20 protein-coding genes and 1 pseudogene are annotated in these 13,859 nt (G+C 65.3%); 15 read left to right on the top strand and 6 right to left on the bottom strand.

The window, feature by feature from the left end; translation table 11 throughout:
• The first annotated feature begins 1,091 nt into the window (after nt 1–1,091).
• The 8 genes from QK287_RS17870 (at nt 1,092) to QK287_RS17835 (ending at nt 6,318) form a co-directional block, all read left to right on the top strand.
• Nucleotides 1,092–2,222, top strand: coding sequence for an acyl-CoA dehydrogenase family protein (locus QK287_RS17870; RefSeq protein ID WP_226774125.1), 1,131 nt, complete (start codon nt 1,092–1,094; stop codon nt 2,220–2,222).
• A 3-nt stretch (nt 2,223–2,225) separates the two neighbouring features.
• Complete coding sequence (locus QK287_RS17865; protein WP_226774124.1) at nt 2,226–3,038, top strand: PhnD/SsuA/transferrin family substrate-binding protein; 813 nt, start codon at nt 2,226–2,228, stop codon at nt 3,036–3,038.
• Nucleotides 3,029–4,030: a radical SAM protein gene (locus QK287_RS17860; protein WP_226774123.1), complete on the top strand. Its 1,002-nt coding sequence runs from the start codon at nt 3,029–3,031 to the stop codon at nt 4,028–4,030. The genes QK287_RS17865 and QK287_RS17860 overlap by 10 nt, the downstream gene beginning before the upstream one ends.
• Nucleotides 4,031–4,170: 140 nt before the next feature.
• Nucleotides 4,171–4,296 carry a hypothetical protein gene (locus QK287_RS17855; protein WP_256446664.1) on the top strand — a complete coding sequence of 42 codons (126 nt, stop codon included), beginning with the start codon at nt 4,171–4,173 and terminating at the stop codon, nt 4,294–4,296.
• A complete protein-coding gene (locus QK287_RS17850; RefSeq protein WP_226774122.1) occupies nt 4,289–4,846 on the top strand; it encodes a TQO small subunit DoxD in 558 nt (185 codons plus the stop codon). Before QK287_RS17855 ends, QK287_RS17850 begins: the two co-directional genes overlap by 8 nt.
• Nucleotides 4,843–5,256, top strand: coding sequence for a hypothetical protein (locus QK287_RS17845; protein WP_226774121.1), 414 nt, complete (start codon nt 4,843–4,845; stop codon nt 5,254–5,256). The genes QK287_RS17850 and QK287_RS17845 overlap by 4 nt, the downstream gene beginning before the upstream one ends.
• A gap of 115 nt (nt 5,257–5,371) precedes the next feature.
• Complete coding sequence (locus tag QK287_RS17840; protein WP_282361037.1) at nt 5,372–5,569, top strand: hypothetical protein; 198 nt, start codon at nt 5,372–5,374, stop codon at nt 5,567–5,569.
• The gene (locus tag QK287_RS17835) at nt 5,566–6,318 is read left to right on the top strand and encodes a DUF2064 domain-containing protein (protein WP_282361036.1); all 753 of its coding nucleotides are present in this window, start codon (nt 5,566–5,568) and stop codon (nt 6,316–6,318) included. The genes QK287_RS17840 and QK287_RS17835 overlap by 4 nt, the downstream gene beginning before the upstream one ends.
• A 90-nt stretch (nt 6,319–6,408) precedes the next feature.
• On the opposite strand, the gene QK287_RS17830 is transcribed toward QK287_RS17835, so the two are convergent.
• Entirely contained in the window at nt 6,409–6,588 is a 180-nt protein-coding gene (locus QK287_RS17830; RefSeq protein ID WP_226774119.1) for a hypothetical protein, read from the bottom strand.
• A 101-nt stretch (nt 6,589–6,689) separates the two neighbouring features.
• Here QK287_RS17830 and QK287_RS17825 point away from each other — a divergent pair.
• Nucleotides 6,690–7,028 (top strand): annotated as a pseudogene (locus QK287_RS17825) (deferrochelatase/peroxidase EfeB); the annotation flags it as partial.
• 101 nt (nt 7,029–7,129) lie between these two features.
• Here QK287_RS17825 and QK287_RS17820 read toward each other — a convergent pair.
• On the bottom strand, nt 7,130–7,432 hold the full coding sequence (locus tag QK287_RS17820; protein WP_226774118.1) for a hypothetical protein: 303 nt from the start codon (nt 7,430–7,432) through the stop codon (nt 7,130–7,132).
• 40 nt (nt 7,433–7,472) lie between these two features.
• Here QK287_RS17820 and QK287_RS17815 point away from each other — a divergent pair, with 40 nt between their 5' ends.
• From QK287_RS17815 to QK287_RS17805, 3 genes are all read left to right on the top strand, one after another.
• Nucleotides 7,473–7,802, top strand: a complete 330-nt coding sequence (locus tag QK287_RS17815; protein ID WP_226774117.1) for a hypothetical protein — start codon at nt 7,473–7,475, stop codon at nt 7,800–7,802.
• Nucleotides 7,803–7,942: 140 nt separating this feature from the next.
• Entirely contained in the window at nt 7,943–8,692 is a 750-nt protein-coding gene (locus QK287_RS17810; RefSeq protein ID WP_226774116.1) for a hypothetical protein, read from the top strand.
• Nucleotides 8,693–8,727: 35 nt separating this feature from the next.
• Nucleotides 8,728–9,456 carry a class F sortase gene (locus QK287_RS17805; RefSeq protein ID WP_226774115.1) on the top strand — a complete coding sequence of 243 codons (729 nt, stop codon included), beginning with the start codon at nt 8,728–8,730 and terminating at the stop codon, nt 9,454–9,456.
• An 83-nt stretch (nt 9,457–9,539) separates the two neighbouring features.
• On the opposite strand, the gene QK287_RS17800 is transcribed toward QK287_RS17805, so the two are convergent.
• Nucleotides 9,540–9,761 carry a hypothetical protein gene (locus QK287_RS17800; RefSeq protein WP_226774128.1) on the bottom strand — a complete coding sequence of 74 codons (222 nt, stop codon included), beginning with the start codon at nt 9,759–9,761 and terminating at the stop codon, nt 9,540–9,542.
• Here QK287_RS17800 and QK287_RS17795 point away from each other — a divergent pair.
• From QK287_RS17795 to QK287_RS17785, 3 genes are all read left to right on the top strand, one after another.
• Nucleotides 9,745–9,984 carry a cupredoxin domain-containing protein gene (locus QK287_RS17795; protein WP_282361034.1) on the top strand — a complete coding sequence of 80 codons (240 nt, stop codon included), beginning with the start codon at nt 9,745–9,747 and terminating at the stop codon, nt 9,982–9,984. The genes QK287_RS17800 and QK287_RS17795 overlap by 17 nt on opposite strands.
• Complete coding sequence (locus QK287_RS17790) at nt 9,981–10,490, top strand: hypothetical protein (RefSeq protein WP_282361033.1); 510 nt, start codon at nt 9,981–9,983, stop codon at nt 10,488–10,490. The genes QK287_RS17795 and QK287_RS17790 overlap by 4 nt, the downstream gene beginning before the upstream one ends.
• A gap of 134 nt (nt 10,491–10,624) precedes the next feature.
• Nucleotides 10,625–11,404 carry an isocitrate lyase/phosphoenolpyruvate mutase family protein gene (locus tag QK287_RS17785; RefSeq protein ID WP_282361031.1) on the top strand — a complete coding sequence of 260 codons (780 nt, stop codon included), beginning with the start codon at nt 10,625–10,627 and terminating at the stop codon, nt 11,402–11,404.
• Nucleotides 11,405–11,597: 193 nt separating this feature from the next.
• Here QK287_RS17785 and QK287_RS17780 read toward each other — a convergent pair whose 3' ends face one another.
• From QK287_RS17780 to QK287_RS17770, 3 genes are all read right to left on the bottom strand, one after another.
• The gene (locus QK287_RS17780) at nt 11,598–11,990 is read right to left on the bottom strand and encodes a VOC family protein (RefSeq protein ID WP_282361030.1); all 393 of its coding nucleotides are present in this window, start codon (nt 11,988–11,990) and stop codon (nt 11,598–11,600) included.
• A gap of 856 nt (nt 11,991–12,846) precedes the next feature.
• Nucleotides 12,847–13,236, bottom strand: coding sequence for a MarR family transcriptional regulator (locus QK287_RS17775; RefSeq protein WP_282361029.1), 390 nt, complete (start codon nt 13,234–13,236; stop codon nt 12,847–12,849).
• 170 nt (nt 13,237–13,406) lie between these two features.
• Nucleotides 13,407–13,778, bottom strand: a complete 372-nt coding sequence (locus QK287_RS17770; RefSeq protein ID WP_282361028.1) for a hypothetical protein — start codon at nt 13,776–13,778, stop codon at nt 13,407–13,409.
• Nucleotides 13,779–13,859: the final 81 nt, after the last annotated feature.

Here is a 13,859-nt window from a genome sequence, read left to right as displayed (position 1 = left end):
TCTTCTTTTTGTCACCTATCCACGCCGCCTGTCACCAACGTCCGTGGTTATTACACTTAGCGATCCCCAAGACGGCCCAGCAATTCGTTAGCCCATCGTTGAACAGCCCTATAACAAGCGAGCGCATCCCAACAGAACTGTCCGAATGCGCGTTCCTGCCCTTGTTGTTGATGCTGGCCCCCATGAGGACACAGCCGTAGCATGCTCCCGGATCAGCCGCTTAATATGCCTCCCCATGGAGAAACCAAAAACCCGAGGCAGTTCAATTAGCCGGGACAGGTGATCTCCGATCTTGGCGCCAAGAGGCCATCATCCAGATCCTCCTCCAAGAATGACAACCCGGTGAGCGGAGCCCGAATTCGAGCAACCCGGCAAACTGGCTCGCGCAGCGAGTCCCTACGCGAAATTAATCATGGCCCCTGCGTGGACCTTTTGTGTGACCCCCCGATCATCATTGCGGCATACGCGGCAGCGTCCAATTGTTCATCGCTCAAGCCACGCCCTCTGGGCGAACTAGACCCCCTGCATGCCGCCTAGGCGGCATGCGCCCCCGAACACCCCGGCAGCTCCGGAACCAAAGACGAAGTCGCTCCGGACGTCACCCATTTCGGTCCGGCTCCCAGACCCCTGCTCCGAACTTGCGCCGAGTCCTGTGGACCGCCCCGGCCAACATCTGCCCCTGTACCCTGAAGATGGCTGATCTCCCCCGAACCCGGCGCGCAGGCCGTTCGGCGGCGGCTGACCAAGCTGTCGGATGTCGAGAAATGCCCGTGACGCCGCCGGGATCATCCACGATCCGACCCTGGTCCGGCTTCCCCGCCTGCGCATGCTCTGCGCGGACTGCTTGGTGACGCCCTGCGCGCTGAGAACGAGAACCCCTGACCCATCCCAGCCGCACCCGAAGCCAGACCACGTTTAGCGAGCTCTCCCGGATGATGGGGGCACGCCATTTCGCGAGCACTATTCGTGAGTCTCGACGGGCTCTGGCGTAGAGGCCGGTCGGAGCGCATAATCGTCACGTGCTGACCTTGACCCTCGTCAGCACGGGATGGGTATGCGAGGGCGCTTCGTGGGCGGACAGGGTGAGTGGATTGTCAACAAGCCAGGCACTGGACGATGTGGTCAAGGTCGCGAGGGAGCACGCCGAGAGGGTGGACACCGACGGGGTATATCCTCTTGAAGCGGTCGCAGAGTTGCGGGCCGGCGGACTCCTGGGACTGGTGCTGCCGGTCGAGGTTGGCGGTGCCGGTGCCGGGCCGGAGGTATTCACCGAGACGGTCAGTGCTCTGGCAGAGGCGTGCGGTTCAACAGCCATGATCTATCTGATGCATGCCGCCGCCGCAGTTACGATTGCGGCCGCGCCGCCCCCTGATCTGCCGGACCTGCTTGCAGGGATGGCGCGCGGGACGACGCTGGGCACCCTCGCCTTCAGTGAGCGGGGATCCCGGTCGCATTTTTGGGCCCCCGTGTCGATCGCTACCGCCAGCGGGTCGACTGTCGTGTTGCGCGCTGACAAGAGTTGGGTGACTTCGGCCGCTCACGCCGATGTCTATGTGGTCTCGACCGGCACGCCCTCGGGCGTGCCGGGTGAGGTGGATCTGTACGCCCTTCCCGCCGGCACGCAGGGTGTGGACGTCGCCGGTCCCTGGCGGGGGCTCGGGCTGCGCGGCAACGACTCCGCACCGATGACTATCAACGCTGGCATTCCGGTCGGGTACCGACTGGGCGGGCCGGCGACGGGCTTCGCGCGCATGATGGAGACGGTGCTGCCGTGGTTCAACCTCGGCAACGCGGCGGTCTCGCTGGGTCTGGCATCTGCCGCTACCCGGGCCGCTGTCGAACACGTTGGAGTTTCCCGACTCGAACATCTGGGCCATTCACTGGCTGGGTTGCCAACGATCCGGGCCCAGATCGCCCGAATGGCCATCAGCCTGGCAGTGCAGCGTGCTTATTTGGCCCAAGCAGCCGGCACCGTCGCGTCTCCCGGGGAAGACACGCTGCTGCATGTCCTCGGGGTCAAAGCCTCGGCCAATGATGCTGCACTCGAAATCACCGACGCGGCAATGCGGGTCTGCGGGGGTGCGGCGTTCTCCAAGCACCTGCCCATCGAGCGGGCCTTCCGTGATGCGCGGGCGGGCTCGGTCATGGCGCCGACGGCGGATGCGCTCTACGACTTCTATGGTAGGGCCCTCACTGGCCTGCCGCTGTTCTCAGGAGGCTGAACCATGTCCGAGCAGTTACTGGTGGGCGCTGTGGCCTACACCCCGAACGTAGTGCCCATCTGGGAAGGCATCCGCGAATACTTCAAGGACTCGCCGGCACCGATGGACTTTGTCTTGTTCTCCAACTATGGACGCCAGGTCCAGGCGCTGCGCGCCGGACAGGTCGACATCATCTGGAACACCAATCTGGCCTATGTGCGTACGGTCATGCAGACCGGGGGGCGGGCCCGCGCCCTGGCGATGCGCGACACCGACACACGGTTCGCGACCGTGTTCGTCGCCCGCGCCGGTAGCGGACTCTCCGGCCCGGACGCCCTCGCCGGTCAGCGGCTGGCCTTGGGGTCCGCGGACTCGGCCCAGGCCGCCATTCTGCCGCTGTACTATCTGGCCCGGGCAGGCCTGGACCTCACCTTGCTGGAGGTGACGCGGTTCAATAGTGACATCGGCAAGCACGGTGACACCGGGCGCAGCGAGCTGGACGCCATCGACGCCGTGCTCGCCGGCGAAGCCGACGTCGCGGCCATCGGAATCACCACCTGGGAAGGCATCGGCGGCGCTGAACTGATGCCGGAGGCACTGGAGGCGGTCTGGCAGACCGAACCGTATTGCCATTGCATGTTCACCGCCTTAGACACCCTGCCCGCAGAACGCCACGAGCCATGGGTCAGCACGTTGCTGGCTATGGACTGGGAGCGGCCCGAACACCGACGGATCCTCGAGCTTGAGGGGTTGAGGCGCTGGGTCCGGCCCGAACTGGACGGCTACGCCGGGCTGTTCGCCGCCGTCGAGGAACAGGGGGTGACCAAGTGGTGGTGATCTTGGACCTGGTGCGTGTAGTGGGGTCCCTGGCCGAGGGCGCCACCGGCGCGGTGGCTGTTGGCTCCGCAAGCGAGTTTGACGTGGTCCAACGCTGGTGTGAACGAACGGGCAACACCCTCATCACGACGTCGTGGACTGACGTCGGGCCCGGCACCGTCATCGTGCGTCGCGGTCGGCTGCCCGACCCGGCATTGACGCTGGGACCGGACCGACTTCCCGGGGCCCGGCTCTGGCTGTATACGAATTTCCACTGCAACCTGGCCTGTGACTACTGCTGTGTCGCATCTTCACCCAAGGCCGAGCGCCGGGAGCTCGGCGTCGAACGGATCGCCCGCCTGGTCCGGGAGGGCGCAGACTGGGGCGTCCAGGAGGTCTATCTCACCGGCGGCGAACCGTTTCTGCTGCCTGACATTGCCCGGATAGTCACAGACTGCGTCCGGCTGCTTCCAACCACCTTGCTGACAAACGGCATGCTGTTCCGCGGGCCCGGGCTTCGTTCCTTGCAGGCGATGCCGAGGGAGCACTTCGCCCTGCAGATCAGCCTGGACTCCCCCACCCCGGAGATCCACGACGGTCACCGCGGCGCCGGCAGCTGGGCCCGCGCGGTGGCCGGCGTCGGCGTCGCGCTTAGCGAAGGTTTCCGAGTCCGGGTGGCTGCCACGATCGCTTCGCCCCACGCGACCGATCTCGCCGCCCTGCACGATTTTCTCGACGGGCTCGGCATCCCGCTGACCGACCAGGTCATTCGACCGGTCGCGCAGCAGGGTGCCGCCGACACCGGAGTGCAGTTCAGCCGCGAAACACTGGTCCCCGAAGTCACCGTCACCGCGGACGGGGTGTACTGGCATCCGGTCGCAGCGACAGATGACCACGCCCTGGTCAGCACACAGATCGAACCCCTGGGACCGGCGCTCAGCGAGGTCTACCGGCTCTTCGCCGAACACTGGGTTGCAGCAGGCGCCGCAGCCAAACTTTTCCCCTGCGCGTAGGACGGCCGCCAGTGTCCGAACCTGCTCAGCTGACCGAACTCAATCCGCGCGCGCTCGTGCACCCCGCGACCCACCCAACGCACGCCGACCGAAATGCTTTTCGGCTCGCCCGGGACACTCCTGAGGTCTAACATGAATCCATGAAGCCCAACGACGAGGTGCTTGTCGTTTATCTGTACGTCAGTTGCGGGGAATCGCCCGGCGGCCCCGTCCCCTTCAGCGGCACCCACATGAGGGAAAACAGCAAGGTCTCCGACCGTGTCTGATCTACCCGCGACCACAACGCCGGCCGGCCAGACCGCCGCCGAAGGAATCGACTCCGGGCGTTCCGCCCGAGCCGTCATCGCCGGACTGCGAATCGCCGTAGCCCTGTTGTGGATCCAAAACGTCAGTTGGAAGATCCCCCCCGACTTCGGCCGCAACGACCACACTGGTCTCTTCCAATTCACCAGCTACGCCCTCGAGCACCCGGTCTTCCCGCCTTTCTCCTGGCTGATCCAGTACGTTGTCTTACCGAACTTCACATTGTTCGGCTACGCCACACTGCTGGTCGAGTTCAGCCTCGGCGCGTTCCTCATCGTCGGCCTTCTCACCCGCTTCTGGGCAGCGATTGGCATCATCCAGACCCTGGCGATTACCCTGTCCGTCCTGAACGCACCCAACGAATGGCACTGGTCCTACTACCTCATGCTCGCCGTGCACGCCGTGCTGCTCGCCACGGCCGCCGGCAGATCCGCAGGGCTCGACGGCCTGCTCCGTCCGCACTGGCGCACCTCGTCAAACCGCCTGGCCAAGTGGGCGCTGAGGGCATCATGACCGGTCACCGCGATATCTCCCGGGCCCGGCTGGAACCGGAAACCCGACGACGTTCAGTGGCGCTCAGTGCCGTTACCGCGGCAAGTGCCGTCTTCGCACTCATCGACTACGACCCGCTCAAACTGGTGCCTGTCAATCCGGCACAGGCCGTGACCCTTCTCGTTCTTGCCCTCATCGCTTTAACCGGCACCTTGCTCCGGCTGCGCGCCCTGCTGTTCGGCGTCGGTGCAGTAATGATCGTCGTAGGTCTCCTCCGCCTCATCACGTACGGAGAGTGGTTCGAGCAGACAGCCGGCAGCGTCGGGACTGCAGCACTGCTGACCGGACTCGGCATGGCCTTCATCGGTATCATGCTCGCCGGTGACCAAACACCACCTGAGCGACGAGCAACGCCCACCGGGCCGGACTAGTAGCTGTGGCCGGCGGAGCCTTGAAAGTCCCGACGCGAGTCCCGCCATACGTGGACCGGCCAGGGACCGAACCACTTCGGCGTACCTGGACCCCGGGCCCCCCGGAGTCATCGACATGACCGGCCTCTACAGGTGCCGGGCCATCGAGCTTCCGGTGGTGTGCGCCCCATGGACGGTCAAGTCCACGGTGGCCGGGCCAGCTCTGGGCACAAGCAAGGTTTTGCTCGAAATGTCGGCACAGCTAGGGGCAGCAGCGGCCGCAGCTGCTGCCCGGCCCGTCAGCACTCTTCCCGGCTTCGAGGAACAGCAATGAGGCCAACGCTGCAGCTGCGGGTGGCGGTCTTCGCCAAGGAGTGCCGGCCTGGCCGGGTGAAGACCCGGTTGTCTCCGCCGTTGACGCCTGATCAGGCCGCCGACCTGGCACAACGCAGCCTCAGCAGGACCCTCGATACCATCAGGGTCTTGCCTGTAAGCGAACGGCTGCTGGTGATGGACGGGACACCGAGCGCCCGGGATGCCGCAGGATTCGCGGTTATGGCCCAGACCGGCGGCCCGCTAGATGAACGGCTCGCTGCAATCTGCGACGAAACCACCGGCCCGTTGCTGATAGTTGGCATGGACACACCCCAGATTTCAGCGGCGCATCTTGCCCCGCTACTCATGGACTGGTCTGCCGCGACTCCCCAACACGATGCCTGGCTGGGACCGGCCGAGGACGGCGGCTTCTGGGCGCTGGCCCTCCGCCGGCCTGAGGGCGCGCTGGTCCGTGGAGTGCCGATGTCCACGGATAAGACCGGATCGGAACAGCTCTCCCGGCTGGCGGCGGGCGGACTCTCAGTGGGGCTGCTAGCTGTTCTGAGGGACATGGACCGCATCAATGATGCACGGGAGATCGCCGCGGAAATCCCGGGCACCGAGTTCGCAGCCGCGGTGGCGGCCGCGATCGAAAAAATACTAGTCATGGGCCGCCGTGACAAGCCCGCGGACCGGGTTACATTCCCCGGGCCGGCCCAAGTGCAGCATCGAACGCCGGCGCCGGGTTCAGGCTCGCGGACACTTTGACGGCGAAGCAGGTACGCAGGAGAGCCCGCGTCCCTGCGGGGGTCGCGGAACGCTCCGGGCGTGTTGACCTTGCGCATCGGGTCGTGCGACTTATTCCGTGCCGTTGTCCTGCGCTTCGAGATGCATGGCCATGGCTTCAGCGGCCTGGTTCCAGCGTGCTGTCAGGGCCTGTCTGCTGAGCGGTTCGAACAGGCTGGTCAGTACTTTTTCGACTGCATCGTATGCGGCGTCTTTGGCCCGTTCCTGCGCCGCCGGGCTGTAGTATTTCATGCCCTTTGTTCGACGCCGCAGCCCAAAAGGATGCCCGGCTTGGTCACCCCAGGTCAATCCCCGGGAGTCCCTACCCTGCGCATCCCCGGTCCCTTACAGGGTTGTCCGGCGGGGCCGAGTTCAGCGCCCCCGACTTTGAAGCCCAGGGCAGGGCCGGCGAACCACTCATCGCTCCCAGCTCGCACCTGCGCCTGGCGCATCCCTCGCACAACAACGGGGTGCGGATGCTCCGCCGCGGGTACAACTACACGGACGACTCCGACGGGCCGGGTCACCTGGACGCCGGCCTCTTCTTCATCGCCTTCGTCAAGGATCCCCGCACCCACTACGTGCCCATGCAGCTCGCGATGGCCCGGAATGACACCTTGGCGGTGGAATACCTGGAACACACCGGCTCCGGGCTGTTCGCTGTCCCGCCGGGAGTCCAGCCCGGCGGGTAAGTCGGTGGGGGTCTCTTCGCGATCTGACGCAGCACCGCCTTCACCGATGCGCCTGCCTGACAACGCCCCGGCCCACTCCGCCCGGGCGCCGGGTCGCGGGTTCAACGCCGCCGGCAACGCGGAACCAGGAAGCGGAGGCGCGGGTTCCACGCCGCCGGCAACGCGGAACCAGGAAGCGGAGGCGCGGCGACGAGCAGCCGTCCGGCTGTTTCGGGGGCTTCCCCGGCGGGAGCAGGGTCTGGTTCGCCGCAGCCGGGGTCTCCTTCTGCTGTTTCGGGTGCGGGCACGGCGGGTTCCCCGTCGGCTGCGGCGTTGATGGTGTGCGGGGAGGAAACCCGGGCAAATATCGTCCGGATCCTGGCGATGTCATCCGCCCCCGGCACGACCGATTCCTGGGTCGACAATCTGTATACCTGCACCTATGCCCTGACTCAAGGGTCCTTCGTGCTGTCTGTGAAGGAAGCCGCGGACCCGGATGCTGCACACGCGTATGTTCGGGATCTGCAGCGGAGCACGGATGCGGCCGCCCCGATCGAGGGGCTGGCGAATCTGGGGTTCCCGGCCTTCCAAACGCCAACGTCCGCAGCCTTCGTTAAGGACAACTTCGTCCTGACGGTGGACGCGGCGGCCCTGCCGGAAACGCTGGGACCAAACCAGGTCACCCGCGCCGCATTCGCTTACCAGGTCGCCACCACGGTACTGGCCTGCTGGTCCGAATATGTCCTACACAACTGGCAGAAACAGAACCCCAGGGGTTTCCGGAGGTGTGTTTGAGCTGGTGGGTGCCCTGTTCCGAGGCGGAAAAGTATTTCTTTATCCCTCCCATCCGTGACGTGGAGCACAACGAACCGTTAGAGTCACCACCATGGGCGTGACCATCAGGGGAGCGTCCATTTCCGATGGAGGAAAAAGTCATGAAGAAATCCGCTTTCCTGATCGCCCCGGCCCTGGCCTTGGGCGCCCTCGCACTCTCCACCAGCCCGGCCCTCGCCGCGGACAACACGAACTATCAGGCGAACCTTGCCGCGATCAACGGCAGCAACGCCACAGGCACGGTGATGATCACCGTCAGTGGCGACCAGGCCACAGTGACCGAAAAAGTCTCCGGGCTAGCTGCCATGTTCAACGGCAGCCCCTACCCGCACGTCCAGCACATCCATATCGGTGCGAAGGGTACCTGCCCTGACATGTCCGCTGACACCAACAAAGACGGAGTGATTAGCACCACCGAAGGCGCCCCCGCTTACGGTGGCATCGGCACGACCCTGTCCACCAGCGGAGACACGAGCCCCGCAGCCGGTACCGACCTGAAGGTTGCCGGGATGGGTGCCTCCTACACCTATAACAGGACCTTCACCCTGGACGCCAAAACCGCTGATGCCCTCAAGGCCGGCACCGCCGTCGTCGTCGTCCACGGCCTGGACCCGGCCACCTTGTCCGACGCAGCGCAGAAGGCCCCCAGCGACCTCGTGCCCTCCCTGCCCCTGGCCGCCACGTCACCTGCCCTGTGCGGAACCCTGAAAGCCATGCCCGCAGGGGCCCCCGGCACCGGCATCACCACGCCCGCCCCTGCCGGCCCTGATCTCGGTCTGCTGGCCGCAGGTGGCGGCCTCGTCATGGCCGCCGGCGGCGCGTACGCAATCCGCCGCAAAATGGCAGCCTAGGGTCTGGGAAGACTCGGGGAACAAGCAGGGAACTGATGGGATCTGAAAACAGCCGCCGCCGTGGACGCTTCAGCGCGTCCGCGGTGGCCGCGCTGCTCCTGGCCGGCGGCATCACCACCATCGGGCTGGGACTCCACGCCGAACCACCCGCACCGGGGCCAACGACCAGCGTGTCCTTGCCGTCGCCGTCACCTGGCGCTGCCACTGCTGCGGCAGCACCCATTCCGGACCCGCTGACCGCACCGGCCCCGCCTAACCCGTCTTCCGTGGCTGTTCCGTCCGCGCCGGACACGGCTCTGCCCGCGTCCGCGCCGGATCGGGTTGAGGTCCCCTCCATCGGCGTGAACGCGGCCCTGACCCCTGTGGGCAAGCAGGCCAACGGGGAAGTTCAGACCCCGTCCGGGGAACCGGGCTCACCCGGTGGCTGGTACCAGGACTCGCCCACCCCGGGCCAGACGGGGTCCGCGGTCATCCTCGGCCACGTCAACACCACCAGCAGCGATGTGGGGCTGTTCTACCGGCTCCATGAGCTCACCCCGGGCCAGACCATCACCGTCACCCGCGCGGACCACACCGCCGCGGTCTTCACGGTGGACAAAGTCGATGTCTACCACAAATCAACTTTCCCGACCGTGGAGGTCTACCAGAACGCGGACCGGCCCGAAGTCCGGCTGATCACCTGCGGCGGGTACGACCCCACCACGCGGGAGTACCTGGACAACACCGTCGTCTACGCCCACCTGACCTCCAGCCACCCCGCCTGAATCCGGAACCACTGCCCCTGCTTCCACCAGGAGCGCCCGTCAGCTCCCTGAAAGGGAACAATCATGAAGGCGACAAAAATCCCTCAACGTCTTACCGTTGCCCTGATCGGCGCGGCCACCGTCATCGGTGCCAGCGCCTGCGGGACCACCCAAGGAGCGCCCAGCTCATCACCTGGGTCTCCGACGTCAATGCCTTCCTCGTCCGCTTCCATGGACCCCGGAATGGGAGCTTCGCCGATGACACCGTCAACGGGAGCCCCAAACGCGTCCACCGGGACGGCGGCTGACGTGACGATCCATATCAAGTCCTTTGCCTATACCGGCCCGGACAGCGTCCCGGCCGGGGCGAGCGTGACGGTGATGAACATGGACTCTCAAGCCCACACCGTCACCGCTGAGGACGGTTCCTTCGACGCGGTCGTCAAAGCCGGGACCAGCACCACTTTCACCGCCCCCGCCAAGGCAGGCACCTACGCCTACCACTGCACCTACCACTCCAACATGCAAGGAACCCTGACCGTCAAATGAGCCAGGACCACACCCCAACCCACGGCGCCCGAGCCCCGGAGCCGGGCCGCCGCGGCCTTGGCAGCGTTGCGGGTCTCGTCCTGCGGGTCCTTGCAGCGGCCGCTCTCTTTGTGGACGCCATCGTGCACGCCCGCCTAGCAACGGGCTACCAGTCCGCCGCCCCGGAAGGCTTCGGGGAGGGCAACCTCTTCCTCGCCGAAGCCGTCGCCGCCGCGGCAGCCGGACTCTACGTCCTGATCCGCGGCAGCCGCCCCGCCTGGCTCCTTGCCCTACTCACCGCCGGCGGAGGGCTGGCCGTCCTGCTGCTCTACCGCTACATCGATATTCCGGCGTTCGGGCCGTTCCCGGCCATGTATGAACCCGTCTGGTTTTTCGATAAGACCCTCACCGCCCTCGCCCAGGGCGCCGCGGCCCTCCTCGCCGCCACCGCCCTGACCCTGGACCGGCGATCCCGGCCAAAAACTGTCTCCGGTACGTCCGCCACCACCGGCAGAGACACGCCCTGACACCGAAAATTCCTGTTTAGTGGAGCACGTGGAGATAGAAAGTGCCATGCACTCCCTGGACCAATGTCCTGGAGGTTACCGACATCCTCCTCAGCTTCCTTGCCAAGTACCTCGACAGAAAACGGAGAAGAAAAATGACCGGATCGAACACGTCAGAGCGCGCGCAGCAGTTGAAAGCGCTGCATGAGGCCCCGGAGATCCTGCGGGTTGTCAACGTCTGGGATGCCATCAGCGCGGCCACGGTCGCGGCGCTGCCGGAGACCAAGGCAATCGCGACCGCCGGCCACTCCATCGCCGCCGCGTACGGCTACGCGGACGGGACGATGCCCCTGGAGATGGCGCTGGCAGGGGTCAAAACAATCGTGGACGCCGTTGATCTTCCCGTCACGGCCGATCTTGATGATGGTTACGAGAACCCGGCCGAGACGATTCGCAGGGCAATCGCGCTCGGCGTCGTCGGCGCCAACGTGGAAGACCGGCTTCGGCCCTTCGATGAAGCCGTCGCCCGCGTGCACGCCGTCATGGCAGCTGCCCAGGCCGAGGGCATAGCCTTTCAGCTGAACGCCCGCACCGACGCGATCGCGAGGGGCGGTGACCGGCCTATCAAAGACAGCATCGATGACGCCATCACCCGGGGCCGCGCATACCTGGACGCCGGTGCCGCGCTGGTGTTCGTCCCGGGAGCACTGACCCGCGAGGTCATCGAGCCGCTGGTCGAGGGACTCGGGCGCGGAAAGCTATCAGTGATCGGCGCACCAGGTGCCCTGCCGGCAGCCGAGCTGCAGTTACTTGGGGTGGCCCGTGTCTCCTACGGCCCCTTCACCCAGCGTGTCGCCCTGCGCGCAATCCGCGACCTCGCCACCGATCTGTACTCGACCGGTGTCATTCCCGCCGACACCCCGCCCCTGAATTAGCTACACGACCACCCATCGGCTCGGCCGCATGAATCTGGTGCGTGTCATCGCAGCGCTTCATGCGGTCTACGCCGACCAAAGACCCGGTCATTCTGTGTCTCATGAACCCGCAACATACGCCGGTGTATCCCCGTGCCCGTCCCGGACCGGAAGTGCAAAGGCGAGTGGTTTTTCGGTCTGCGGTGAGCAGTCCTTAATTGGGCAAGAAGAACTCCAACGCGATACCGTCCGGGTCTTTGAAGTTCAGTGCCGTGCCATACGGGGCATCTACGGGTCCGCTGTGGATCACGCCGATGTTATCCAGATGCGCGGCCCATTCGAGGAGTTCCTCTGCGCTGGCCACGGAAAAACCCGCATGGTCCAGACCTGGATTGCGCTCACTGAAGCGGCCCTCCCCGGAAGCTGCGCGATGCTCTGTGAGTCCCAGTGACGCCCCTCCACCAAGATCGAATTTACTTCGAACAAACGGCCCATCGAGCATCGTCCCGGTGGGCGATGTACCCCATAGGCGGGAGTAGAAGGCGACGCTGACCTCGAGGTCGGTCACGGTAAGAGCGAGGTGGTCAATGGCAGGCGACGCGGGCATCAGGACTCCTAGTGGGGAAGGCGGGGAAGAGTCCGCCGAGGTATAAGCCCACATCGTCTCACAGGTCCTGCGGACGCCGCTTTCAACCCGGCGGACACAAATCCCCGCGACGCACCCCCGCCGCAACGGCTGCAGGTCGCTGATTTATGAGCGTCGGCCTTTGATGGGGCGCAGGTATCCAGCGAGTACGGATCTATCCTCTATTTCGTAGCCCCGATGGCCCCAGACAGAAGCGACCCTAACGCTGGATACTTTACATTTTCACATTCCCCGAACTTCAAGTCACACGTCCCCTAACGATCGCCCAAGTTCAGTGGGACCGTGCAGGCTTTCGCCACTCGTGGTTAGCGCCCGGGACGACATCGGCGGCCACTGCCTCTGCGGCCACCGCCGCCTGCGGCTCTGGATCGATCCTGCGGCCGAATTCCTCTTCCGCGGCAGTCTCGATGCCGGGGCTTTCAGTCGACTACTAACGAATTTCTTCTGGATCGAATTGAGCCTGGCTTCGTTTCTTGCGGCGGGACTGGTGGAGATAACGGTATATCTCGCTCGACACGCTAGGCGGTGAGCGTGGCGGGGTGGAAGCTCGATATGGCCGCGAGACGAGAGGCTGTGCCGAGTGCGTAAACCGTGGACAAGGAAACAGAACAACCGAGGCCGACGCTGCCTGCGAGCTGGTCAGGATGGCGAAGGAACGGGGGCGCTTAATTTGGCCGCGTTCGACCACAGGTGTGCCTAGGGGGCTTGGGTGCCCTTCAAGGTGGCCGCTACCCTGTTGCTGTCGGATTCGAAGCGGGAGAGCAGCCGCAATAGGTCGTGGCGGTCTTCCTCGTTCCAGTCGCTGAAATTACATCGATCAGGGTGTTGCCCGAATGCCGTAGCGCGGCGCCGGCCCGTTTCCCGGCCATGCGAGCCTGATCAGCGAGACGCGCATATCCCTTGGGTCGTCTGATCTTCCAACCAGTCCTGCTTCTTGGAGGCGTGCGGTGATTGTGGAGATGTTGGAGGCGCCTGTGACCATTCGCTCTGCCAGGGCCGACGGGCGTTGGGGGCCGGAGTTGTTCAGGATGCTGAGCCGTGTCAGGGCTCCGGAGTCCAGTGCCGCGTATCGCAGTATGCCGTGTCGGCATTCCTTCATCGCGTGTTCGCGGGCGATCTCCACGGCGGCGTTCAGATCCTTCTCGACGGCGTCCGGGTGGTGGGCAGTGACTTCCAGGACGACGTCCGAGTGGCTCTTGATCATCATGGTCTCTTTCTCGGCGGATGTGCCGGGGCTCTCAACCGGCACAGGTTCCGGGATCCGGGTACGGCAGGGAAAGCGGAAAGCGGTGACTCCAGAGGGGTTGCCCAGCATTCTCTGATGGGGCGGGGCCGGCCGCAGTATTCGGCGGGCTGGATCGGCGGAAGCAATCTGCTTCAGATCCGCTGCCACAGTCGCCTCGTCAAGCGTTTCGGGAACGAAGGCGCAGGACGCTCCGGCGTCCAGGAAAGCCTTACAGCGTTCGATGGCGTCAGCACGGCCGACGGGCGCGTGTCCTGTCCGGAGGAACGCGTCCGTTCGGGCATGGAGGAGAGGACGAAATCGATCTCCTCGCGCTTCTTGGCCAGGAGGGGATCGCCCATCTGCTTCACGGTCTCCGCCAGCGGGCGCATCCGGTCCTCAATGTTGGACCCGACGACCCCTGCACCGATGGCCCACCGCAGGGTATCCCCCAGGTTGCCGTAGCCCGCTTCCAGATCGGGACTGACCGTCCCGGACCCTGGGCAGCATCTGCCAGGACGTAGCATAACGGATTGGTCACGGTATCTGGTGAACCCATCCGGGGTGGGGGGTGTTCCCGAAGTACTCCTGACAGACCAAGCCGGACC

The sequence above is a fragment of the Arthrobacter sp. AL05 genome, assembly GCF_029960715.1.
Lineage (GTDB): Bacteria > Actinomycetota > Actinomycetes > Actinomycetales > Micrococcaceae > Arthrobacter.
Note: the sequence above shows the minus strand (reverse complement) of the source record. Positions and strands in the feature narration are given on the sequence as shown.